19 protein-coding genes are annotated in these 22,466 nt (G+C 71.0%); 12 read left to right on the top strand and 7 right to left on the bottom strand.

From position 1 onward, the window contains the following. Window positions 1-3: 3 nt before the first annotated feature. The 8 genes from AC1DYN_RS02645 to AC1DYN_RS02610 all read left to right on the top strand — a co-directional run bounded on the left by AC1DYN_RS02645 (window position 4) and on the right by AC1DYN_RS02610 (window position 12,922). Window positions 4-843, top strand: a complete 840-nt coding sequence (locus tag AC1DYN_RS02645) for a transglutaminase family protein (RefSeq protein WP_477957549.1) — start codon at window positions 4-6, stop codon at window positions 841-843. Next, window positions 844-4,263, top strand: coding sequence for a transglutaminase family protein (locus AC1DYN_RS02640; RefSeq protein ID WP_477957548.1), 3,420 nt, complete (start codon window positions 844-846; stop codon window positions 4,261-4,263). Between the two features lie 21 nt (window positions 4,264-4,284). Next, complete coding sequence (locus AC1DYN_RS02635) at window positions 4,285-6,774, top strand: circularly permuted type 2 ATP-grasp protein (protein WP_477957547.1); 2,490 nt, start codon at window positions 4,285-4,287, stop codon at window positions 6,772-6,774. A 104-nt stretch (window positions 6,775-6,878) separates the two neighbouring features. Beyond that, window positions 6,879-7,751: a transglutaminase family protein gene (locus AC1DYN_RS02630; protein ID WP_477957546.1), complete on the top strand. Its 873-nt coding sequence runs from the start codon at window positions 6,879-6,881 to the stop codon at window positions 7,749-7,751. A gap of 259 nt (window positions 7,752-8,010) precedes the next feature. Beyond that, window positions 8,011-8,301 carry a hypothetical protein gene (locus AC1DYN_RS02625; protein WP_477957545.1) on the top strand — a complete coding sequence of 97 codons (291 nt, stop codon included), beginning with the start codon at window positions 8,011-8,013 and terminating at the stop codon, window positions 8,299-8,301. Window positions 8,302-8,311: 10 nt separating this feature from the next. Beyond that, entirely contained in the window at window positions 8,312-8,686 is a 375-nt protein-coding gene (locus AC1DYN_RS02620) for a GFA family protein (protein WP_477957544.1), read from the top strand. Between the two features lie 196 nt (window positions 8,687-8,882). Beyond that, window positions 8,883-11,936, top strand: coding sequence for a hypothetical protein (locus tag AC1DYN_RS02615; RefSeq protein ID WP_477957543.1), 3,054 nt, complete (start codon window positions 8,883-8,885; stop codon window positions 11,934-11,936). Window positions 11,937-11,977: 41 nt separating this feature from the next. Then, a complete protein-coding gene (locus AC1DYN_RS02610) occupies window positions 11,978-12,922 on the top strand; it encodes a recombination-associated protein RdgC (protein ID WP_477957542.1) in 945 nt (314 codons plus the stop codon). Between the two features lie 4 nt (window positions 12,923-12,926). Here the strand turns inward: AC1DYN_RS02610 and AC1DYN_RS02605 are convergent, their stop codons facing one another. Further along, window positions 12,927-13,514, bottom strand: coding sequence for a hypothetical protein (locus AC1DYN_RS02605; RefSeq protein ID WP_477957541.1), 588 nt, complete (start codon window positions 13,512-13,514; stop codon window positions 12,927-12,929). 77 nt (window positions 13,515-13,591) lie between these two features. Beyond that, a complete protein-coding gene (locus AC1DYN_RS02600) occupies window positions 13,592-14,458 on the bottom strand; it encodes a LysR family transcriptional regulator (protein WP_477957540.1) in 867 nt (288 codons plus the stop codon). Window positions 14,459-14,525: 67 nt separating this feature from the next. Here AC1DYN_RS02600 and AC1DYN_RS02595 point away from each other — a divergent pair, with 67 nt between their 5' ends. Then, a complete protein-coding gene (locus AC1DYN_RS02595) occupies window positions 14,526-15,485 on the top strand; it encodes a DMT family transporter (RefSeq protein WP_477957539.1) in 960 nt (319 codons plus the stop codon). Here the strand turns inward: AC1DYN_RS02595 and AC1DYN_RS02590 are convergent. Beyond that, on the bottom strand, window positions 15,428-16,054 hold the full coding sequence (locus AC1DYN_RS02590; RefSeq protein ID WP_477957538.1) for a L,D-transpeptidase: 627 nt from the start codon (window positions 16,052-16,054) through the stop codon (window positions 15,428-15,430). The two genes, AC1DYN_RS02595 and AC1DYN_RS02590, sit on opposite strands and share 58 nt — an antisense overlap. A gap of 235 nt (window positions 16,055-16,289) precedes the next feature. On the opposite strand from AC1DYN_RS02590, the gene AC1DYN_RS02585 reads away from it, so the two are divergent. Next, on the top strand, window positions 16,290-17,093 hold the full coding sequence (locus AC1DYN_RS02585) for a hypothetical protein (protein ID WP_477957537.1): 804 nt from the start codon (window positions 16,290-16,292) through the stop codon (window positions 17,091-17,093). Between the two features lie 34 nt (window positions 17,094-17,127). On the opposite strand, the gene AC1DYN_RS02580 is transcribed toward AC1DYN_RS02585, so the two are convergent. Further along, a complete protein-coding gene (locus AC1DYN_RS02580; RefSeq protein ID WP_477957536.1) occupies window positions 17,128-17,484 on the bottom strand; it encodes a hypothetical protein in 357 nt (118 codons plus the stop codon). 224 nt (window positions 17,485-17,708) lie between these two features. Between AC1DYN_RS02580 and AC1DYN_RS02575 the strand changes: the two genes are divergently transcribed. Then, the gene (locus AC1DYN_RS02575) at window positions 17,709-19,472 is read left to right on the top strand and encodes a BamA/TamA family outer membrane protein (RefSeq protein ID WP_477957535.1); all 1,764 of its coding nucleotides are present in this window, start codon (window positions 17,709-17,711) and stop codon (window positions 19,470-19,472) included. A gap of 5 nt (window positions 19,473-19,477) precedes the next feature. On the opposite strand, the gene AC1DYN_RS02570 is transcribed toward AC1DYN_RS02575, so the two are convergent. From AC1DYN_RS02570 to AC1DYN_RS02560, 3 genes are read right to left on the bottom strand one after another with little or no spacing between them, the layout of a single operon-like run. Further along, window positions 19,478-19,843: a response regulator gene (locus AC1DYN_RS02570; protein WP_477957534.1), complete on the bottom strand. Its 366-nt coding sequence runs from the start codon at window positions 19,841-19,843 to the stop codon at window positions 19,478-19,480. Next, on the bottom strand, window positions 19,840-20,478 hold the full coding sequence (locus tag AC1DYN_RS02565; protein WP_477957533.1) for a response regulator: 639 nt from the start codon (window positions 20,476-20,478) through the stop codon (window positions 19,840-19,842). Before AC1DYN_RS02565 ends, AC1DYN_RS02570 begins: the two co-directional genes overlap by 4 nt. Continuing rightward, complete coding sequence (locus tag AC1DYN_RS02560) at window positions 20,475-21,854, bottom strand: CHASE3 domain-containing protein (RefSeq protein WP_477957532.1); 1,380 nt, start codon at window positions 21,852-21,854, stop codon at window positions 20,475-20,477. Before AC1DYN_RS02560 ends, AC1DYN_RS02565 begins: the two co-directional genes overlap by 4 nt. Before the next feature lie 190 nt (window positions 21,855-22,044). On the opposite strand from AC1DYN_RS02560, the gene AC1DYN_RS02555 reads away from it, so the two are divergent. After that, window positions 22,045-22,466, top strand: a 422-nt coding sequence (locus tag AC1DYN_RS02555) for a hypothetical protein (protein ID WP_477957531.1), incomplete at its 3' end; no start/stop codon positions are given.

The following is a 22,466-nucleotide window of genomic DNA, read 5'->3' as shown; positions in this document are numbered from 1 at the left end:
CGGATGAAACTCGGCATCCGCCACGTCACCCACTACGACTACAGCGCGCCGCTGCAGTACGCGCTGCAGTCGCTGTGCCTCACGCCGCAGCCGAGCGCCCACCAGACGGTGCTCGACTGGGAGCTGAGCGCGCCCGGCCGCCTGTTCGCGCTGCGCGACGGCTTCGGCAACCTGGCCCACACCTGGACGCTGCGCCAGCGCGCCTGGCGCGGCGTGGTGCGGGCGAGCGGCGTGGTGCGCACGCACGCGTCGCCGCTGCTGGTGGACGACGCGATCGCGCCGGCCTTCTACCTGCGCGACACGCCGCTCACGGCGCCGTCGCCGGCCATCGCCGCGCTCGGCAAGCTGCACCTCGCCACCGGGGCCGATGCGCCGCGCGCGATGGCGCTGGCGCTCGACGTGGCCGAGCGCATCGCCTACCGGCCCAAGGTCACGACCACGCGCACCACCGCCGCCGAGGCACTGGCGCTGGGCGCCGGCGTGTGCCAGGACCAGGCCCACGTCTACCTCGCGGCCTGCCGCGCGGCCGGCGTGCCGGCGCGCTACGTCAGCGGCTATTTCCACGCGCCCGAGGCACCGGCGCTGGCAAGCCACGCCTGGGTCGACGTCTGCGTCGACCGCCAGGCGCAGCACTGGCTCAGCGTCGACATCACCCACCGCTGCCTGATGGACGAGCGCCACGTGCGCCTGGCCGTCGGGCCGGACTATGCCGCGTGCCCGCCGATCCGCGGCGTGCGCGAGGGCGGCGGCGACGAGTCGATGACGGTTCGCATCGACATCGAGGCGCTGCCCGAATCCCTGCCCGATTCCCTCCCTGTTCCGCTCGATGCCCTGGAGCCCTGAATGTCCATCCACGTTGCGCTGAACCACGTGACCCACTACCGGTACGACCGGCCGATCAACCTGGGTCCGCAGATCGTGCGGCTGCGCCCGGCACCGCATTCGCGCACGCGCATCCTGAGCTACTCGATGCGCATCGAGCCGGCCACGCACTTCGTCAACTGGCAGCAGGATCCGCAGTCCAATTACCTGGCGCGGCTGGTGATCCCGGACAAGACCACGTCGTTCCGCATCGAGATCGACCTGGTGGCCGAGATGTCGGTGCTGAACCCGTTCGACTTCTTCCTCGAGCCGGCGGCCGAGCACTTTCCGTTCGAGTACGACCCGTCGCTCGCCACCGAGCTGGAGCCGTACCGCCACAAGATGCCGCTGACGCCGGCCTTCGAGAAGTACCTGGCCGGCATCTCGCGCGAGAAGATGCAGACCACCAACTTCCTGGTGGCGCTGAACCAGCGGTTGCAGAAGGACATCGGCTACCTGATCCGCATGGAGCCCGGCGTGCAGACGCCCGAGCAGACGCTGGTCAACGCGAGCGGCTCGTGCCGCGATTCCGGCTGGCTGCTGGTGCAGCTGCTGCGCCACCTGGGCTTCGCGTCGCGCTTCGTGTCGGGCTACCTGATCCAGCTCAAGAGCGACGTCAAGTCGCTCGACGGCCCGAGCGGCACCGAGGTCGACTTCACCGACCTGCACGCCTGGTGCGAGGTCTACCTGCCCGGCGCCGGCTGGATCGGGCTCGACCCGACCTCGGGGCTGCTGGCCGGCGAGGGCCACATCCCGCTCGCGTGCTCGCCCGAGCCGTCGTCGGCGGCGCCGGTGAGCGGTGCGCTCGACGAGTGCGAGACCGAGTTCGAGCACCACATGAAGGTCACGCGCATCTGGGAGGCGCCGCGCGTGACGCTGCCCTACACCGATGCGCAGTGGGGCGATATCGAGGCCATGGGCCACCGCGTCGACGACGACCTGCGCCGCCACGACGTGCGGCTGACGCAGGGCGGCGAGCCGACCTTCGTGTCGGTGGACGACCGCGACGGCGCCGAGTGGAACACCGACGCGCTGGGCCCGACCAAGCGGCTGCTGAGCGCCGAGCTGATGGACAAGCTGCGCCGCAAGTACGGCGACGGCGGGCTGCTGCACTACGGGCAGGGCAAGTGGTACCCGGGCGAGCAGCTGCCGCGCTGGTCGCTGAACCTGTTCTGGCGCAAGGACCGCGAGCCGATCTGGACCCACCCCGAGCTGTTCGGCGACGAACACCGCGACGACGGCGTCACCGAAGCCTCCGCGCAGAAGTTCCTGAAGGGTGTCGCGCAGCGCCTGGGGCTGGACGGCAAGTACGTGTTCCCGGCCTTCGAGGACGTCTGGTACTACCTGTGGCGCGAGCGCAAGCTGCCGACCAACGTCGACCCGTTCGATGCGCGGCTGGCCGATCCGCTGGAGCGCGAGCGCGTGCGCAAGGTGTTCTCGCAGGGGCTGGACAAGGTGGTCGGGCACGTGCTGCCGGTCGCGCGCCACCCGGGCCAGGGCAGCAAGCCCGGGCCGCGCTGGCAGAGCGGCCCGTGGTTCCTGCGTTCCGAGCGCTGCTACCTGATCCCGGGCGATTCGGCGATGGGCTACCGGCTGCCGCTCGATTCGCAACCGTGGGCCGCCGATGGCGACCTGCCGTGGGTGCATCCGCCCGACCAGACGCAGCCGTTCGCGCCGCTGCCGCCGTACCGCCGGCTGCGCTATGCGCAAGGCGGCAGCGAGGGCACGACCGCGCACGAGCGCAGCGAGACCGGCGGAGGCTTTGCCGACCGCTCGAGGGCGGCGCTGGGAACAGGACCGGCCACCGCCCGCAGCGCCACCGTCGACGCGCCGGTGCGGCGCCCGGCCGCGCTCGAATCCGCCGGCTGGATCACGCGCACCGCGATGAGCGCCGAGCCGCGCGGCGGCCGGCTGTACGTCTTCATGCCGCCGGTGACGGCGCTGGAGGACTACCTGGAGCTGGTGGCCGCGATCGAGGACACCGCGGTCGAGCTGAAGCTGCCGGTGATCCTGGAAGGCTACGAGCCGCCGAAGGACCCGCGGCTGTCGACGCTGCGCGTCACGCCGGACCCGGGCGTGATCGAGGTCAACATCCACCCGGCGCACAGCTGGGCCGAGCTGGTCGACCAGACCACGCACCTGTACCAGGCGGCGCACGAGACGCGGCTGTCGACCGAGAAGTTCATGGTCGACGGCCGCCACACCGGCACCGGCGGCGGCAACCACTTCGTGCTGGGCGGCGCGACGGTGGCCGATTCGCCGTTCCTGCGCCGGCCCGACCTGCTGGCCAGCATGGTCGGCTACTGGCACAACCACCCGGCGCTGAGCTACCTGTTCTCGGGGCTGTTCATCGGCCCGACCAGCCWGGCGCCGCGCGTCGACGAGGCGCGCAACGACTCGGTCTACGAGATCGAGATCGCGTTCGCCGAGCTGCAGCGCGTGACGGCACAGACCAACGGGCAATGCCCGCCGTGGCTGGTCGACCGGCTGATGCGCAACCTGCTGATCGACGTCAGCGGCAACACGCACCGGGCCGAGTTCTGCATCGACAAGCTGTATTCGCCCGACGGCCCGACCGGGCGGTTGGGGCTGCTGGAGATGCGCGCCTTCGAGATGCCGCCGCACGAGCGCATGAGCCTCACGCAGCAGCTGTTGATGCGCGCGCTGGTGTCGCGCTTCTGGCAGCGGCCGTACCAGCCGCCGCGCCTGAAGCGCTGGGGCACCGAGCTGCACGACCGCTTCATGCTGCCGCATTTCGTGTGGCAGGACCTGTGCGACGTCATCGAGGAGCTGAACCAGTTCGGCTATGCGTTCAAGCCGGAGTGGTTTGCGCCGCACCTGAACTTCCGCTTCCCGCGGCTGGGCGATTTCAGCGCGCTGGGCACCGAGGTCGAGCTGCGGCTGGCACTGGAGCCGTGGCACGTGATGGGCGAGGAGGGCGCGCCGGGCGGCACGGTGCGCTTCGTCGATTCGTCGGTCGAGCGGCTGCAGGTCAGGGCCACCGGCCTGGTCGGCGACCGCCACGTGCTCACCTGCAACGGCCGCGCGATCCCGATGCAGCCCACCGGCAAGGTGGGCGAGTTCGTCGGCGCGGTGCGCTACCGCGCCTGGGCGCCGCCGTCGGCGCTGCACCCGACGATCGGCGTGCACGCGCCGCTGACGATCGACCTGGTCGACAGCTGGATGAGCCGCTCGCTGGGCGGCTGCCAGTACCACGTGGCGCACCCGGGCGGGCGCAACTACGACACCGCGCCGGTGAATGCCTACGAGGCCGAGGCCCGGCGCCTGGCGCGCTTCTTCCGCGTCGGCCACACGCCGGGCGTGATGGTGCTGCCGAAGGACGAGCGCAACCCCAATTTCCCGTTCACCTTGGACCTGCGGAGAGCGTGTATGACAAACTGATGGCTGTCTTGATGTCATCACATGCTGCGAAATCTGCTTGAGGGGTACACCGTCCGCGAAGGCCGCTACGACGAGTTGCTGGCCGAACCCGGCGAACCCCGCCCCCACTGGGAAGCCTTCCTGAAAGCCCTGGCCTCGCGCCAGGGGCCCGACATCGGCGACACCCTGTCGCTGATGGAGCGCGAGATCCGCGAGAACGGCATCACCTACAACGTCTATGCCGACCCGCAGGGGGCCGACCGCCCCTGGGAGGTCGACCCGCTGCCGCTGCTGATCTCGCCCGCCGAATGGGACGAGATCGAGGCCGGCATCGCGCAGCGCGCCGACCTGCTGAACCGCGTGCTGGCCGACGTCTACGGCCCGCAGCAGCTGCTGCAGGACGGCAGCATCCCGCCGTCGGTGGTGTTCGGCCACAGCGGCTTCCTGCACCAGGTGCAGGGCATCCGCCCGGCCGGCGGCGTGCACCTGTTCCAGTACGCCGCCGACCTGGCGCGCTCGCCCGACGGCCGCTGGTGGGTGGTCAACGACCGCACGCAGGCGCCGTCCGGCGCCGGCTATGCGCTGGAGAACCGGCTGGTGGTCTCGCGCGTGTTCCCGCAGATGTTCCGCGACCTGCACGTGCAGCACCTGGCGTCGTTCTTCTCGAGCCTGCGCGAATCGTTGCTGCGCCTGGCGCCCAAGGGCGACGGCGCGCCGCTGATCGGCCTGCTGACGCCGGGCCCGTACAACGAGACCTACTTCGAGCATGCGCTGCTGGCGCGCTACCTCGGCTTCGCGCTGGTCGAGGGCAGCGACCTGACGGTGCGCGACGGCTGCGTGTGGATGAAGACCGTCGACGGGCTGAAGCGCGTGCATGCGCTGCTGCGCCGCCAGGACGACGACTACTGCGACCCGCTCGAGCTGCGCTCCGATTCGGCGCTGGGCGTGGCCGGCCTCACCGACTGCGCGCGCCGCGGCACGGTGCTGCTGGCCAACGCGCTGGGTTCGGGCGTGCTCGAATCCGGCGCGCTGCTCGGCTACCTGCCGCAGCTCAGCGAGCAACTGCTCGGCGAGCCTTTGAGACTGCCGTCGGTGGCCACCTGGTGGCTGGGCGAGCCGGCCGCCTTCGAGGACGCCTGGAAGCGCATCGACCACCTGATCATCAAGCCGCTGGATCGCTCGGCCGGCGAGCCGGCGGTGTTCGGCGCCGACCTGAGCGACGACGAACGCGTGCTGCTGCGCGCCCGCGTCGCGGCCCGGCCGCAGCGCTACGTGGCGCAGGAATGGGTGCGCGTGTCGCAGGCGCCGGTGCTCGAGCGCGAGCAGCGCAGTAGTGCGCAACACAGCGACCGCCACCGCGAGCACCTGAGCGCGCGCACCGTCGGGCTGCGCGTGTTCGCGGTCGCGACGCCCGGCGGCTACCGCGTGATGCCCGGCGGGCTGACGCGCGTGGCCGGCGACGAGGACGATCGCGTGATCGGCATGCAGCGCGGCGGCCGCTCGAAGGACACCTGGGTGCTGTCCGACCGCCCGGTGAATGCCTCGTTCTCGCTGCTGACGCGCACCGTGACGCCGGCCGACCTGGCGTCGACCAAGGGCACGGTGCCGTCGCGCACCGCCGAGAACCTGTTCTGGTTCGGCCGCTACGGCGAGCGCTGCGACGCCTCGGCGCGGCTGCTGCGCGTCGCGGTGGCGGGGGTGCTGGGCAATGTCGATGCGCGCGCCGACGACCCGGAGGACGGGTTGACGCCGACGCTGGCGCTCGCGAAACGCATGGGCCTGATCGACTCGCTCGACAACGTCGGCACCGAGTTGCTGCGCGCCGCGACGCACCCGGACGAGGGCCTGAGCGTGCGGCTGCGGCAGCTGCTGCGCGTGGCCTTCAACCTGCGCGACCGCATGTCGGCCGACAACTGGCGCACGCTGAACCAGCTGATCGCCGACCCGGTGTTCCAGCGCGGCGGCTCGCTGGCGCTGGCGCTGGCCTGGCTGGACCGCGCGGTGACGTCGATGATGACGCTGTCGGGCTTCGTGCTCGACGGCATGACGCGCAGCACCTCGTGGCGYTTCCTGTCGATCGGGCGGCGCATCGAGCGGCTGTCCAACCTGTGCCTGGCGCTGAAGACCGCGACGCGCGAAGGCCGCAGCAGCGGGCTCGATTGGCTGCTGGAGCTGGCCGATTCGACCGTCACCTACCGCTCGCGCTACCTGGTGGCGCCCGAATGGCTGCCGGTGCTCGACCTGCTGCTGCGCGACGAGACCAACCCGCGCTCGGTGGCCTTCCAGGTGAAGGGGCTGGTCGAATACACCGACCGGCTGGAGCGCACGCATGGCCGCTTCGCGAGCGACGTGCTCGGCCCGGCGCAGGCGGCCTTGCTGGCGCTCGGCCCGAACGACCTGCACCCGGAAAGCGAGGCGCTGGCGGCGGTGATCGAGCAGTTGCAGAAGGCCGCCTACACGGTGTCCGACGAGCTGACGCTGAAGTTCTTCTCGCACGCCGCGTCGCGCAGCGTCTTGTCGCTGGTGGCTTAGCATGAAGACATGCAAGCGCACGCCGGCCGAGCGCCGGGCCGTCCCAAGCCGGCCGGCATCCCCTCGGGGGATCGGCGGATGTACCCATCCGACGAGGGGCTGACATGAACCGCTACACGGTCGAGCACGAGACGCGCTATGCGTACTCGGCGCCGGTCTCGCAATCGTGGCAGCTGGCCCGCCTGGCGCCGCGCCCGCTGCCGTGGCAGAAGCTGCTGTCGTGGCAGCTGCAGATCGACCCGCCGCCGGACGAGCGCCACGAGGCGCCCGACAGCTTCGGCAACACCGTCACGCACTTCGGGCTGCACGGCGCGCACCGGCTGCTGCGCGTGCGCATGCACTGCAGCGTCGAGGTCGGCACGCGGCCGGTCTGGGCCAGCGCCACGCAGGCCTGGGAATCGGTGCGCGACGCGGTGCGCAACACACCGGCGGTCGGCGGGCTGGAGCCGGCCTGCATGTGCGAGCCGACGGCGCTGGTGCCGCTGTCCGAAGGGGCGCGGCTCTATGCGCGCAGCGCGCTGGCGCCGGGGCGCGACTGGTTCGAGGCCGTGATGGCGCTGACGCAGGCGATCCACCAGGATTTCGAGTTCGAATCGGGCGCGACCACCGTCAGCACCTCGGTCGACGAGGTGCTGTACCAGAAGCGCGGCGTGTGCCAGGACTTCGCGCACCTGATGATCGCGTGCCTGCGCGGCCACGGCCTGCCGGCGCGCTATGTCTCGGGTTACCTGCTGACCGATCCGCCCGAGGGCCGGCCGCGGCTGCTGGGCGTGGATGCCTCGCACGCCTGGGTGGCCGCCTGGTCGCCGGCCCATGGCTGGGTGGAGTTCGACCCGACCAACAACCAGTTGGCCGACGAGCGCTACATCACGCTCGCCTGGGGCGCGGATTTCGCCGACGTGGTGCCGCTGCGCGGCGTGATCCTGGGCGGCGGGGACCAGCAGCTGGATGTGTCGGTCAGCGTGATCCCGGCCTGAGCAAACCAGACCCGAGAGTGGTTCGGGTCCGGCCACACGCGCGCCATTGCGAACCGCTCGCCCTGAGCCTGTCGAAGGGCCTGCGCGCGAGGCACGAAGGCTTCGACAGGCTCAGCCCGAACGGTTTTTCTTGCCATCGCCGGGTCCGGTGTCGGGGAGGCGCGCGTCAGCCAAATCCTACGCGGCGGGGCGGCCTTCGACGATAGGCAGCGCGGCCGGCAGCCGGCTCAATGCAGGCATCTCCAGCCGGGAGCTTGCCATGCCGATGTTCACCCACGCCTCTTCGAAGATGCACGACCCGGTCCGCGGCAAGACGCTGCGGCTGTCGTGGACCGACGGCCCGACCCGGGGCACGACCGACGAGCATCATTTTCAGGACGACGGCGCCGTCGACTGGGTCACCGACCAGGTCTGCCTGGTGTCCTACCTGTCGACCACGGGCGACACGCTGACGGTGGTGCTGGACTTCAGCGAGCACTCGGTGACCGGCGTCGCATCGAACGAGTCGCACTGGGAGCCGGTGTACGGGCGCTTCGAAGAAGTCGCATGAGGCGATCGGCATGCCCGTCACCGGAAGCTGCCATTGCGGCGACACCGCGTTCGCGATGGACGCCGAGATCCCGGCCCAGCTGACGCGCTGCACCTGCTCGTTCTGCGCCAGGCGAGGGGCGCTGCTCGCGTACTGCGCGCCGGCGCAGTTCCGGCTGACCCGGGCGCCGGACCATGACCAGGTCTACCTGTGGAACACCCGCCAGGTGCTGCACCACTTCTGCAACCGCTGCGGCGTCGGCACCTACAGCGACAGCCCGGATTTCCAGTCCGACGGCAGCTGGGACGGCAAGACGCGGCGCATCGGCATCAATGCGCGGCTGTTCGACCACTACAACGCGGCCGAGGCGGCGGTGCAGGTGATCGACGGCAAGCACCTCTGGTGACGCCGGCGGTCCGTGGGCCTGGTTCATCTGGACATCGAACGAAGCGCTGTTCCCACCCACTCAGCAGCATTCCCCCGGGGGGACGCATCGGCGAGCACAAGCCCGTCGATCGGGGGGCTGTGCGAACCTGAGGATGCTGCTCATGGGCGATGTCAGAGTGGGGTCACATGGTCCGCTGCCTGGTGTCGCCCCCGGCATGGGCTCCAAGCTTCGGAAGGTCGAGCCGCAAGCCCCCAGCCCCGAAGAACTGCAGCGGCGTGCCCAGCAGGCGTTGAAGGAGCTCGAAGACCTGGCGACGCAGGCCATCGCGGCCGAGGTGGAGCGCCTGGCCCGCAAGCTGGTGGCCCGCGGCCTGGTGACCGAATCCGGGCGCGGCGTCTACCTGCCGGCGCCATCCGTGCCGACCCGCTACGACGCCGTGCGGGCCAAGCCGGCCGAACTGCGGCGTCAAACCGGGTTCGCGAGCCGAAGCGTCCTGAATCGGCCGCGCAAGACGGGCAGCAAGGCGTTCAGGGCCGGCGGCGACGCGAGGACGCTGGTGGCGCCCGTGACCGGCGGGGCCGCGGGGCTGTGGTCCGGCAATCTGCTGTTTCGGGGGGCGTTGAACGGCGCGACGACACCCACCGGCTCCGGCTGTCCGGCACCTGCCGGTGCACTGGAAGCGTTGGGTGTCACTGGTGCGGTGGTCACCGGATGCACGTTGCTGGACAGCCTGGATCAGTTCAACACATTTCTCGACACGGTCCGCGAGCAGGATCGCTCGAAGGTCGAGATCGTCGTCTTCTACCGGCACTTCCGGGAGTACCTCCACCACCGCGAACCGGGAAAGCCGCCGGCCCCGGGCCCGGAGGTGGTCTACGGCTTCCGCCGCTGCCAGGCCGCGCTGTCGCGCTGCACCTTGTTCGACAAGGAGGCTCGCCAGGCCTGGAAGCGCTGCTGCGCCGCCACGGTGCGAGACACCGGCCTCTCGTCCATCGGCGCCCTGCTTGGCGCCGCCGGCATGGGCCTCAAGGTCCACTCGGGGGCCGATCTCGCTGCCTGTGGCCTGAGCGCCGCCGGCACGGCGCTGGCGGGGGCAGGCGTGGTCCTGACGCTCGCGTGCGCCGGAATCGACATTTCGGTCGGGCTCGGTGAGCTCAGCTTTCGCAAGCAGGAATACCGCCGCTGCAAGGCCAGTTGTCGGCAAATCCGGCAACTCATCGAGCAGCTGCGCAAGGGCTGCCCGGTTGACGTCGCTGGCGACCGCGGCATCCTCATCGACGTCCTGGAGGCGGCGCTGAAGCAGCAGCGGCGCCTGATGCAGCAGGCGCGCTACGAGAAGGGATTCGCACGCGTGCGCATCGGCAGGGGGGTTTGCAATGCCGTCGGGAGCACGCCGCTCGCGACGGCAGCGGTCGTCACCGGTGCGGTGGGCACGGCGGCGCTGGCATGGCCGCTGGCCGTGACCGCCGCCGCCTTCAGCACGCTCGTCGGCGCGGTGTACCTCGGAACCTACTGCGTGAAGGCGGGTACCCGGGAAGAGCTGCGTTCCAAGGCGCGGCGGGGGCAATATGACGCGACCACGCTGGCCGGCACCACACCGGCAGGGGACCGGAGCAAGACCTTCGCGGACACAGGCCGTGTCTCGGTGGCCGGCACCCAAGGCTACTGGACGGGCGGGCGCGACGGTTTCGCCGGCGGGTACGTCCGCAAGATCGAGTTGCGCCGCCATGCGCACGTCTCGCTGGATCAGTTCGCCGACCTGCTGTCCCGCCGGCCGACCGATGGGCACCTCGATCCTGTGATCGAGGCGGCGATCCAGGCGTTTCTGGCGCTCTCGTCCATCGACGCGGCATTGCTCGCCGACATCGAAGCGATGGTCCGGGCGAACGCGTGCGAGATGCGGCGTCGTGGCGCGAGCGAGCGTGACATCGAGTGGGCAGAGCTGGTGGCACGCCGCGCGGAATACGCAACGGCATTCGGACTGGCGTCGATGCCGCCCAAGTTGCCGCCGGGCGCGCTGCTGCCGAGCTTCCAGGCCGCCTGCTGGATCGCGCGCCTGCACAAGCGCGCGGACCCCCAGGCCCGCAAGTTCGCGGTGTTGCTCGATCGGCACCTGAAAGGCGAACAGATCGACCTGCACGGGATGAATGAATGGCTGCAGCAGAACGGGTATTTCCGCGATGCGCGTGCGTTGACGAACGAGGAGATGTGGGCCGCAGCCGATCGCCTGTTCCGCAGTGTGCCGCCGACCCTGTTCATGGATCACATGCAGGCGCTGCTGGCCTCGGTCGCCGCCGAGACGCGTGACCGCGATGCCTTCCAGTGGCAGGAAGGCAGCCTGGTGCGTGATGATCTCGATGCGTTCTGTCGCTTCGCCGACAGGCACTGGAACGGCGGGCGCCAGGCGATCCTGGCTGTGCACGGCGTGCTCGGCAAGCCGGTCGAGGGCAACGCGGTCCGCATCCATCGGCATTTTCTGACGAGCCGAAAGGTGTGCACCGATGAAGACCTGTGGCTGGCGATCCAGTATCTGGCGTCGGGCTGTGCGCTGCCGGATCAGGTGGCGCCGCAGACCGATCGAGAGGAACTGGAACGGGTCCTGCGCGAAGAATGGACACGGCGATTCGGTGGGGCGGGAGATCGTCCTCCGGCCGCGTTCCTCCGCCATCCCTCGATCCGCAGACGGTTTCCCAGGCAGACCTGGCATCGCGCCGCGAATGGCGATTTCCATTGCGACCCGGGCCATGGCACGTTGGCGGTCGTCCGGGCCGATGCGCTGCGGCGCTGGGTCGCGCGCTGCGATTGGGGGCAGCCGGTGCCGGTCGAGCGGCGAAGCGGTGCGCCGGCGGCCGCACTGCGCTGGCTGGTCGACGAACCGGGGTCCGGTGTCGATGCGGCGTTCATCCGCAGCGCCGGCGCCGCGGCGTCGCTGCGCGAGCTGTCGCAGGGCTTCGAGCGTTCGCACGGCCTCGAGGGTACGGTCTTGCATGACCGCCTGATCAGTCGGGACAACATCGCTGAAGGCACCCCGTGGCTGGAACAGAAGCTCGGCTCGGGCTGCCGCGTGGTGCTGACCGATGTGCCGATGTCGGCCGGCAGCCCGTGGCTCCTGCTGGAAAGAACCCGGTCATCCGGCGCATCGCCGCCCTGGCGCTGCGCGCAGGACCCCGGCGAATCCCATGCCACGCTCGCGTCCGCGCTGCAGGCCTTCTGCACCGAGCACGGCAAGGAGACCGTCCGCGTCGTGCTGCTCGCCAAGGGGGCCTGAGCCGCAGCTCCTACAATCCGGGCCCCACTCCTGTTGTGCCCATGTTCAAGAACGCGCTCCTCTACCGCATCGACCAATGGACCCCGCCGCCCCTCGACGAGGTCGAAGAACGCCTCTCCGGCAGCCGCTTCACCGCCTGCGGCGCGACGCAGCCTGAATCCGCCGGCTGGCTGCAGCCGCGCGGCGACAAGGAAGGCGCGCTGATCGAGAACGTCGGCGGCCACCTGGTGCTGCGCCTGGGCGTCGAGCGCAAGGCGGTGCCGGCCTCGGTGATCAAGGCCGAACTCGAGGCCCGGCTCGACCGCATCGAGGCCGAGACCGGCCGCCGCCCCAAGGGCAAGATCGCCAAGGAGCTGAAGGAGGAGATCGTGCAGGACCTGCTGCCGCGCGCCTTCCCGAAGCGCTCCGCCACCCTCGTCTGGATCGACGTGCGCGCCGGCTTCGTCGTGATCGACGCCGCCAGCACCGCCAAGGCCGACCGCGTCGTCACGATGCTGGTCGAGCTGCTGGGCGGCGGCATCCGGCTCAGCCTCGCGCAAAGCGAGATCTCGCCCGCCACCGCGATGGCCGAATGGCTGACCAGCAAGGAGGCGCCTGCCGGCTTCACGATCGACCGCGAATGCGAGCTGAAGCAGCCCGACAGCGAGAAGGCCACCGTGCGCTATGCGCGCCACACGCTCGACATCGACGAGGTCGGCCTGCACATCACGCAGGGCAAGCTGCCGACGCAGCTGGCCATGACCTGGTCGAGCCGGGTCTCGTTCGTGCTCACCGATGCGATGACGATCAAGAAGGTCAAGCTGCTCGACGTCGTGCTCGAAGGCGCCTCCACCGCCACCAAGGACGAGGATCACTTCGATGCCGACGTGGCACTGGTCACCGGCGAGCTGAAGCAGCTGATCCCGGCGCTGATCGAGGCGCTGGGCGGCGAACTCAACCGCCCGGCAGCGGACGCAGCGGCAGCCCCGGTGCCGCTGGCGGCCTGAGCCTTCAGCGCTTGCAGCGCTCGGTGTAGGCCGCCTCGAAGCGCTGCAGGTCGCCGCGCTCGCCGTCGTTCATGCCGTCGGCCTGCTTGCGCTTGCCGGCCAGGATGCGCAGCATCTCGCTGCACTGCTCCTGCGTCAGCTTGACCTGCTGCTGCTGCTGCCGCTCGGCCACCTGGGCCGAGCGCTTCGAGTCGCGGTCGCGCTGCCGGTCTTCGGCGACGCGCTGCCGCGCCGCCATGTCGTCGTCGGCGCACTTCTCGCGGTATTCCTTGTGCAGCCCGGCGATCACGTCGCCGCGCACCCCGCGCGACGGGCCGGTGCGGATCGCCTCGCTGATGTCGGCGCAGGCCGAACTCAGGTAGGCGGTGTGCTCGGGGGCCTGTTGCGGCCGCGGCACGTAGGTCGCCTGCGGCGGCTGCGAGCCATGCGCCGGCGCCGGTGCCATCGCGCCGAGCGTCGAGCCGGTACCGGCGGTGCAGGGCCGGTCCGACACATAGGTCGAGTTGCCCGCCTTGCAGCGGTACATCGTCTGCGCGAACGCACCGCTCGCCGCCAGCACGGCCAGCACCCCCACCACGCTCTTCTTCACCATCAGCTCCCGCCCTCCAGGTCTTGTGTCCGAATGTGATGGCGGATTCTAGGAGGGGGCGCTGCCGCCGGGAGCCCCCATCAAGGGGGGCTGCGGCGCAAGGTTTGCACGATCTGCGCCTGCATCGCATCGGCTGCCGGGCTGCCCTGGCTGGCCTTGCTGCGCACCACCGCGACCTCCATGTCGTGCAGCGGCGGCAGGCCGTGCCGCTGGTCCAGCACCTGCAGGCCGGCCGGCACGCTGCAGCGCGTCAGTGCGGCCACGGCCAGCCCACCCTCGACCGCCGCCAGCTGGCCGACCAGGCTCGGGCTGTTCGAGACGATGCGGTGGCTGCGCCGCTGCCCGGCCAGCGCATCCAGCACCGCCTTGCGCGCCAGGCTGCCGGCTTCGTACATCGCCAGCGGCAGCGGGTCGCGCCGCCAGGCCTCGTGCTGCGCCGCGCCCACCCAGGCCATCGGCTCGCGGAACAGCAGCGTGCCGCGCTGCGGCCGGTCGCGCGTGACGATGGCCACGTCCACCTCGCCGCGCTGCAGCTTGGGGATCAGCACGGTGGACTGCTCGCAGACCAGCGTGATCTCGACCCGCCCGTGCCGGCTGGCGAAGGTGCGCAGCACCGGCGCGAGGTAGGCCACCGCGTAGTCGTCGGGCACGCCCAGCCGCACGTGGCCGCTGACGCGCGTGTCGTTCATCGCGCCGACGGCCTCGGCGTGCAGCTCGAGCAGGCGGCGCGCATAGCCGAGCAGCTCGTGCCCGGCCGGCGTCAGCGCCAGGTGGCGCGGGCCGCGCGTCAGCACCGGCCGGCCGACCGCATCCTCCAGCTTGCGGATCTGCATGCTCAGCGCCGATTGCGAGCGGTGCACCTGCGGCGCGGCGGCCGTCAGCGAGCCGGCATCGACGACGGCGACGAAGGCGCGCAGCCAGTCGAGTTGAAGGTCGGGACGGTTCATGGAATCGAATGATAGCCAGCTGAACTATGCGCTTTACGGGATCTCCGGCCGCGCCGACGATGTGGCGATGAACACTGCCGCGCCGCTGCCCGCCACCCCGCCTGCGCCGTCGCCGGCCGAGCGCGGCGCGTGGCTGATGACGGCCGGCGGCCTGCTGCTGGGCACGCTGGGCGTCTTCGTCGAGGAGGCCGGCGCGCACCCGCTGATGGCCGTGTGCTTTCGCTGCGGCTTCGGCGCGCTGGCGCTGCTGGCCTGGGGCGCGGCCAGCGGCCGGCTGGGCGAGCTGCGCCTCGCGCCGCGCGCGCTGCTGGCGGCGGTGGCCGCCGGGGTGCTGATGGTGGCGAACTGGGCGCTGTTCTTCGCGGCGATCCAGCGCACCTCGATCGCGGTGGCCACCGTGGTGTTCCACGTGCAGCCGCTGTGGGTGATGGGCTTCGGCGCGTGGTGGCTGCGCGAGCGCATCCCGCCGCGCCGCTGGGCCGCTGCGCTGCTGGCGCTGGCAGGCCTTGCGCTGGCGACCGGGCTGGTGCAGCCCGGGCAGGGCGCCGCGCTGTCGTCCGGCTACCTGGCCGGCCTGGCGATGTGCCTGGGCGGCTCGCTCAGCTATGCGGCGGTCACGCTGATCGCGAAGACGGTGCAAGGGGCTTCATCGTTCGCGCTGGCCTGGTGGCAATGCGGGGTCGGGCTGGTGCTGACGGCCTGGTGGCCGCTGGCGCAGGGCTGGCCGGCGCAACCGGCCACATGGGCCTGGCTGGCCGGGCTGGGGGTGATCCACACCGGGCTGGCCTATGTGCTGCTGTACGCCGGCATGGCAAGGCTGCCGACCAGCCGCATCGCGCTGCTGCAGTTCGTCTACCCGTTCACGGCCGTCTGCATGGACTGGCTGGTCTACGGGCGCAGCCTGTCGGTGCTGCAGGCGGTGGGGATGGTGGTGATGGGGGGCGCGCTGTGGGCGGCGCGCGGCGTGGCTCAGAGCGACTGCGCCTCGAAGAACCCGAGCACCGGCTGTTCCTCCGGCAGCACGTAGACCACCGCGCGCTCACGACCCAGCACCGGCGCGACGACACGTTCGTAGAACGCCACCGGCACCACCACGCAGCCGAGCGAGATGCGGTTGTCGTCCGGCGCGGCCGAGGCCAGCCGCTGTGCACGCCGCTCCTGCGCGGGGCTCGGGCGCAGCCGGTGGATCGCGAGCGAGGCCGCATAGTCGATCCACACGATGTCTTCGCCGTGCAGGTTGCGGCCCGGTCGCGATTCGAAGCGCCCGGCCGGCGTCGTGCGCTCGGCGGGGCGCAGGCTCGACGGTGCGCGCTGCGCGATGCCGGCGATCGCCTGGTCGCCCGGCGCCAGGCCGAGCAGCACCGGCGTGCTGCCGATCAGGTGGCCATCGGCCGCATGGATGCGCAGCTGCGCCGCCTTCTTGTCGACGATCGCGAACGGCCGGCCCTGGTTGTCGTGCGTGCCGAGGATCCAGTGCATCGCGACGCGCGCATCGGGCGAGGCGTCGGATGGCAGTTGTTGCGCGCCCGCCCAGCCGCTGGCGATCCCCAGGCCGGCAAGAACTGCCGATCGAAACCATCTTCCTACAACACGCATGCCGATGTCCCTGCCGGGCCCCTGTCATGAAGAAGCCGGGCCCGAAAGCCCGGCTTGAGAACACGAATGCTATGGAAAGCGCGCGCGGCGCGCGGCAGGGAAATCGCGACAAAGTCCACGCCTGCCTGCCGTGCGCACACGAGGTCCCGGCACCGACCGTCCTATCCCACAGGCATGCCGATTGCCGCTGTGCCGCATGACGCCCGAGCCCCTTCGCGATCCGGCAGACATCGCCATGGCCAAGCTGCCGACGCCCGGCAAAAATGACCGGTCGGCAGCCCGCCAGGAGGCGCTGCTTGAGTGGGTCAATGCCGGGCTGATGGGTGTGGCGACGGTGGTGCTGTGCCTGATCGCGCAGCCGATCTCCCCGGCCTTCCGCGAACAGCAGGCGCTCAACGCATGGCACGCCTCGGCGGTGCACCGCGCGCGGCACCTGGATTTCGCGAAAGAGGATGCATCGAACGACGTGCGCCGCCTGGGCGACTGGGTGATCGGCCGCAACGACAACCGCGGCCTGCCGTTCGTGCTGATCGACAAGCCGCGTGCGCACGTCTTCGCGTTCGATGCCGCGGGCCGCCTGCTGGGCTCGGCGCCCGCGCTGCTCGGCGCGGCGCGCGGCGACGATTCGGTGCCGGACATCGGCGAGCGCAAGATCGCCGACATCCTGCCGTCCGAGCGCATCACGCCGGCCGGCCGCTTCGTCGCGCGTCCGGGCCGCAATGCGGACGGCGAGGACATCGTCTGGGTCGACTACGGCGCCGCGGTGTCGATGCACCGCGTGCGCACCACCAACCCGCGCGAGCGCCGCGCGCAGCGCCTGGCCTCGCCGGGCATCGACGACAACCGCATCAGCTACGGCTGCATCAACCTGCCGCCGGCCTTCTACAACGGCGTGATCAGCCCGATGTTCAGCCGCGGCCGGGCGATGGTGTACCTGGTGCCCGATCGCCGCACGCTGGCCCAGGTGTTCGGCATGCCCGAGGCGGCACCGACGCGGCTGGCCCAGACCGCCACGAACGAAGGGCCGGGCAAGCCTTGACTTGCCCGGCCCTTCGGCGTTGAACTGAACGCCTTTAGTTGCGGTCGGCGCGCGGTGCCAGCGGATCGCTGCTGATGGTCGTGGCCGAATCGCTGTTGTCCGGCTTCGACATCGTGGCCGGGGCGGCCGAGTTGTCCGGGTTGTTCGGGCTGACCTGCGTGTCCTGCGCAGTCGGCGTGGCCGTCGTGTTCTGGTTCGTTGGCGTCGTCGTCATGTCGGGCGTCGTCGCCGGCCCGTTCGGCTGGTTCGGATCGGCAGCGCTCGAGCCCGGTGCCGCGGTGTTGCTGCCGCCGGCGGTGGTGCTGTTGGTCGACTGGGCCGACGACAGCGAGACGACGGCCGCCAGCGCGGCGGCCGATACGAGGGTCAGCGTGGTGGTGAGCTTGGTCATGTCCTACTCCTTTGCAGATGTTGGAAGAGGTGACGTGCCGGCCCGTGCCGGTCGCGTCCCGCTCTCGGGCCGTGGGCCCGAAGCTGCGGTATGAAAGGGTGGCAATCCGCGTGCCCTCTGCCTGTGCCCCGTGGCCCGGGCACGCCGCGTGCCTTGCATTGGCTACCATGCAGGCGCGGTCGGTCCGACGCGGGTGGCAGTCAAGTTCAACCGAAAGGATTCGGATGGGGTGGCGTCTGAGCTCGTGCGCGGTCCGTGTGGCGGTGAGCCTCGCCTGGGGCGGCGCGTGCATCGCGCCCTGGCCCTCGGCAGCACAGAGCGAGCCCGCGCCGCCGGCCGAGGAGAAACCGCCGGTGCTGCCGGCCGGCGAGGCGCCGTCGGATGACGACGGTCCGCCGCGCCCCAAGGCCCCCGAACTCGAACGCCCGCGCCCGGCCGAAGTGCCGGCCGACGAAGCGCTGGTGGCCGCCGGGGCCCGCGTCGGCGAGATCCGCATCCAGCGCCTGAACCTGTTCGACACGCGCCTGCCCGAAGAGGACAAGTGGCTGTTCCGCTGGGCCAACCGGCTGCACCCGCTGACGCGCGAATCGGTGGTGGCCTCGCACCTGCTCTTCAAGACCGGCGAGCCCTACGACCCGCGGCTGTTGCGCGAATCCGAACGCATCCTGCGTGCCGAGTCGTACTTCCGCGATGCACACATCCGCCCGATCAGCCTGCACGACGGCGTGGTCGACCTCGAGGTGGTGACGCAGGACGTGTGGACCTTGAACCCGGGCGTCTCGCTCGGCCGCTCGGGCGGCAAGAACAGCAGCGGCTTCAGCCTGGAGGACGCGAACGTGCTGGGGCTGGGCAAGGAGCTCGGTTTCGCGTTCAAGTCCGAGGTCGATCGCACCAGCAAGAGCGTCAACTACCACGACCGCCACGTGCTCGACAGCTGGTGGGAGCTGCAGGGCCTCTACTCGAACAACAGCGACGGCCACGTGCACGAACTGATCGTCGGACGGCCGTTCTACGCGCTCGACACGCCGTGGACGGCCGGCCTGCAGGTGCGCAACGAGGCGCGCGTCGATTCGGTCTACGACCGCGGCGAGGTGATCCGGCAGCTGGACGTGAACGACCGGCTGCTGGTGGCGTATGGCGGCTGGTCGGCCGGCTTGCGCGACGGCTGGGTCACGCGCTGGACGGCCGGCATCACCTTCGACGAGCACCGGGCCACGCGGGTGGTGGCGGCCGGCGAGCCGATGCCGGCCGGCACCGAGCGCCAGCTGGTCTACCCGTGGATCGGCGTCGAGCTGGTCCAGGATGCCTTCAGCGAAGTGCGCAACCAGGACCAGATCGGCAAGACCGAGGACGTCTCGCTCGGCTGGCACCTGAAGGGCAAGCTCGGCCAGTCGCTGCCCAGCCTGGGCGCGGACCGGCGCGCGACGATGTTCGACCTGCGGGGCTCGCTGGGCCATGCGCTGACGCCGAACCAGACGGTGCTGCTGGCCGGGTCGGGCATCGGGCGCGTCGAGGACGGCCACCTGCAGAACAGCCTCTTCAAGGCCGAGGGCCGCTACTACCTGAAGCAATCGGCCCGGCGCACGTTCTTCATGGGCCTGTCGGGGCAGCGCGGCGTGGCGCTGGACGACGGCCAGCAGGTGCTGCTGGGCGGCGACACCGGCCTGCGCGGCTACCCGCTGCGCTACCAGAGCGGCGAGGGGCGCTGGCTCTTCACGACCGAGCAGCGGGTGTTCACGAACTGGTACCCGTTCCGCCTCTTCAACGTCGGCGGCGCGGTGTTCTACGACATGGGCCGCACCTGGGGGCAGGGGGCGGTGCCGGATGCATCGCACAAGCTGCTGAAGGACATCGGCTTCGGGCTGCGGCTGGGCAACAGCCGCACGTCGCTGGGCAACGTGATCCACGTCGACGTCGCGTTCCCGCTCGACGGCGACAGCTCGATCAAGCGGGCGCAGTTCGTCGTCGAGGTCAAGGAAAGTTTCTGAGGGCGTCAGTCCGGCTGGGCCCAGGCCCGCACCTGCTCCAGCACGGTGGCCACGTCCAGGCTCTTGTCATACAGCCCGTCCGCGCCCAGCTGCTCGGCCATCGGCCGCAGCGGGCCGGTGTCCTGGTTCGTCAGCACCAGCACCTTGCAGGTGTGGCCGGCCTGGCGCAGCGCCTTCAGCACGTTGAAGCCATGGCCGGGTGACAGCGCCATGTCCAGCGTCACCAGGTCGGGTTCCAGGCGGTCGATCATCGCGATCGCCTCGTCCTGCGCGGCGGCGACCCCCACCACCTCGACCCCCGGCACCGAGACCAGCAAGCGTTGCAGCCATTTCTGGATCAGTTCGGAATCCTCGACGATCACGACGTTCATACAGCATCCGTCAGTCCGCGTGCGACACAGTATTTTGTCAGCTCGGTGTTGTTCTTCCAGCCGGTCTTTTCCAGCAGGCGCGCCCGGTAGGTGCCGATGGTCTTGACCGACAGGTTCATCAGCAGGGCCATCTCGGCCGGCGTCTTGCCGGCGGCGATCAGCATCATCACGCGCGTCTCCTGGGTCGACAGCAGCTCGTGCGGATCGCAGGCCTGCGTGCGCCCGCCCAGCAGGTCGACCAGGTGGTTGGCGGCTTCCTCGGTCACGTACTTGCGGCCCTCGCCGATGCACCGCAGCGCGGTCACCAGCTCGTCTCCGGCACGGTCCTTCGGCAGGTAGCCGGCCACGCCCATCTTCAGCAACTGCGCCGCATAGGCGGCCTCGACGTTGAAGCTCAGCACCAGGATCGGCACGCCCGGGGCCAGCTGCAGCATGCGCTTCACGCCCTCGGTGCCGGTGGTGTCCGGCAGGCCCAGGTCGAGCACGATCAACTCCGGCCCGAAGCGCACGAGCTTGTCGCAGGCCTCGGCCAGCGTCGGCGCCTCGTCCACCTGGGCCTGCGGCCACGCGCCGGTGATCAGCTGGCGCACGCCCAGGCGCATGATCGGGTGGTCGTCGACGACCAGCACCTTCATGCCGGCTGCTCCTCGCGCTGCGCGATCGGGATGCGCGCCACCACCTCCGAGCCGCCGTGCGCCCCGGGGCCGAACTCGAACGAGCCGCCGACCATCGCGGCACGCTCGCGCATGTTGCGCAGGCCGCTCGCATCGGCGCGCACCGGCTGCGGGCCGATGCCGTCGTCGGCGATCCGCAGCACGTACTCGCCGCGGCACAGGCAGCCGCTGACGACGATGCGCGCCGCGTGCGCGTGGCGCAGCGCATTCGTCGTCGCCTCCTGGACGATGCGGAACAGTTGGTTGGCCTGGTCGCCGTCGAGGTGCTCGTCCTGCCGCACGTCGGCCACCACCTCGAGCCGGCCCGGCAGCCGGGTGCGCTGCGCGAAATGCGCCACCGCCGCCGCGAACCCCAGGTCGTCGAGCAGCGGCGGGCGCAGTGCGCTGGCGATGCGGCGCGCGGTCGCGATCGATTCGTCGAGCAGCCCGACCAGCTGCGCCACCTTGTCGGGCGGCAACTCGGGGTGCTGGCGCGCCAGCTCCTGCACCACCATCTTCGTGCCGGTGACGATCTGGCCGAACTGGTCGTGCACCTCGCGCGCGAGGCGTCGCCGCTCGGCCTCGATGCTCTCGTCCAGCTGGCGGGCGAACGACTGCATGCGGTCGCGTGCCGCGCGCAGCTCGGCCGTGCGGTCGTCCACCATGCTCTCGAGCAACTGGCTGAAGCGCCGCAGCGCCGCCTCGGCGCTGTCGCGCCGACGTCGCTCGTCGACCAGCAGCCAGACCGCGCCCACCATCAGCGCGACGCCGCCGGCCGTCAGCGCGATGATCAGCGCCGCGGTGCGCGCCTGCAGCTGCGCGGCGACCGCTTCGAGCGCGGCCAGCCGTTCGCGCAGGGCCGCGCCCAGCGTCTCGAACTCGAAGCGGATCGCGTCCATCGCGAGCCTGCCGTCCAGGTCTGTGCCGGCCTCGCTGCCGGCGGCCGGGCCCTCGGCCCGCCGCTTCAGCACGTGGGCATCGGCGATCGCGATGCGCTGCTGCACCAGCGCCTCGAGGCGCTGGTGCCGGGCCCGTGCCGCGCCGCCCGGCTCGTCGACCGCCAGGTGCCGCAGCAGGTCCAGCCAGGTGTCCGGGAAGCGCGCCTTGCCACGTTCGTACGGCTCCAGGCTGGCCGGGTTGCCGCTCAGCAGGAAGCCGCGCTGGCCGGTCTCGATGTCCAGCAGCAGCGCGAGCGTCTTGTCGAGCAGCGCCAGCGTGGCCTCGGCATGCCGGCGCTCGACGGCGTGCGCGGCGAGGTCCTGCAGCCCGCGGTAGCCGGCGCCCGCCGTCACGCCGAACGCGGCGGCGCCGGCCAGGATCAGCCACAGCGCCAGGCGTGGTGTGCGCCACCAGGGCAACAGCCTGCGATCCGACACTGCGAGTTCCAAGGGCACACCTCCCGGCAAGCCGTGTGGTCGGCGCATCTTAGTCCGGCATGTTGGGGATGACGATGGGGCGCCTCAGGCCGCACAGTCGGGCCGATGAGCTGTAGCAATATGTGTCAGACAGGCGCGTTTGCGGTTAGATTTCCCCCAGGGGGAAGATCAGATGCGCAATGCGCGAGCCCAGGGTTTGCCGCCGTTCCAGCTCACGGCACGCCTGGACGACACCGGCCACTACGACGCGTTCCTGACCGACGGACGATCGGTGGGGCGGCACGCGCGCGTGCGCGCCGAGCTGCCCGCTTGGCGCCGGCTGTCGCAGGCGGCTGAATCCGATCCATCCGCGGGGCCCGCCTTGTACGCGCAGCTGTTTCCCGGCGCAATCGGTGCGACGCTGCAGCGCAGCGCGCCGCGGCAGCTCAACCTGCAGCTGCAGGCGCCCCTCGCCGAGCTGCACTGGGAGGCCRCCGCCGACGGCTATGGCCCGCTCGGCCAGCGCTGGCGCGTCGCGCGCCACCTGCTGGCCGACGACGACGACGAGGCCGCCGTGGCCGAGGCGCCGCCCGCCGCGACACCGCGGCGCGGGCC

The sequence above is a fragment of the Rhizobacter sp. P2_D12 genome (assembly GCF_056404395.1).
The sequence above is the reverse complement of the archived record's forward strand: the minus strand, read 5'-3'. Positions and strand labels throughout refer to the sequence as shown.

What these genes read in the sequence shown, in the direction of transcription:
- AC1DYN_RS02645 (WP_477957549.1), top strand. Translation starts at nt 4, where the DNA reads ATGAAACTCGGCATCCGCCACGTCACCCACTACGACTACAGCGCGCCG.
- AC1DYN_RS02630 (WP_477957546.1), top strand. Translation starts at nt 6,879, where the DNA reads ATGAACCGCTACACGGTCGAGCACGAGACGCGCTATGCGTACTCGGCG.
- AC1DYN_RS02625 (WP_477957545.1), top strand. Translation starts at nt 8,011, where the DNA reads ATGCCGATGTTCACCCACGCCTCTTCGAAGATGCACGACCCGGTCCGC.
- AC1DYN_RS02620 (WP_477957544.1), top strand. Translation starts at nt 8,312, where the DNA reads ATGCCCGTCACCGGAAGCTGCCATTGCGGCGACACCGCGTTCGCGATG.
- AC1DYN_RS02615 (WP_477957543.1), top strand. Translation starts at nt 8,883, where the DNA reads ATGGGCTCCAAGCTTCGGAAGGTCGAGCCGCAAGCCCCCAGCCCCGAA.
- AC1DYN_RS02610 (WP_477957542.1), top strand. Translation starts at nt 11,978, where the DNA reads ATGTTCAAGAACGCGCTCCTCTACCGCATCGACCAATGGACCCCGCCG.
- AC1DYN_RS02605 (WP_477957541.1), bottom strand. Translation starts at nt 13,514, where the DNA reads ATGGTGAAGAAGAGCGTGGTGGGGGTGCTGGCCGTGCTGGCGGCGAGC.
- AC1DYN_RS02600 (WP_477957540.1), bottom strand. Translation starts at nt 14,458, where the DNA reads ATGAACCGTCCCGACCTTCAACTCGACTGGCTGCGCGCCTTCGTCGCC.
- AC1DYN_RS02595 (WP_477957539.1), top strand. Translation starts at nt 14,526, where the DNA reads ATGAACACTGCCGCGCCGCTGCCCGCCACCCCGCCTGCGCCGTCGCCG.
- AC1DYN_RS02590 (WP_477957538.1), bottom strand. Translation starts at nt 16,054, where the DNA reads ATGCGTGTTGTAGGAAGATGGTTTCGATCGGCAGTTCTTGCCGGCCTG.
- AC1DYN_RS02585 (WP_477957537.1), top strand. Translation starts at nt 16,290, where the DNA reads ATGGCCAAGCTGCCGACGCCCGGCAAAAATGACCGGTCGGCAGCCCGC.
- AC1DYN_RS02580 (WP_477957536.1), bottom strand. Translation starts at nt 17,484, where the DNA reads ATGACCAAGCTCACCACCACGCTGACCCTCGTATCGGCCGCCGCGCTG.
- AC1DYN_RS02575 (WP_477957535.1), top strand. Translation starts at nt 17,709, where the DNA reads ATGGGGTGGCGTCTGAGCTCGTGCGCGGTCCGTGTGGCGGTGAGCCTC.
- AC1DYN_RS02570 (WP_477957534.1), bottom strand. Translation starts at nt 19,843, where the DNA reads ATGAACGTCGTGATCGTCGAGGATTCCGAACTGATCCAGAAATGGCTG.
- AC1DYN_RS02565 (WP_477957533.1), bottom strand. Translation starts at nt 20,478, where the DNA reads ATGAAGGTGCTGGTCGTCGACGACCACCCGATCATGCGCCTGGGCGTG.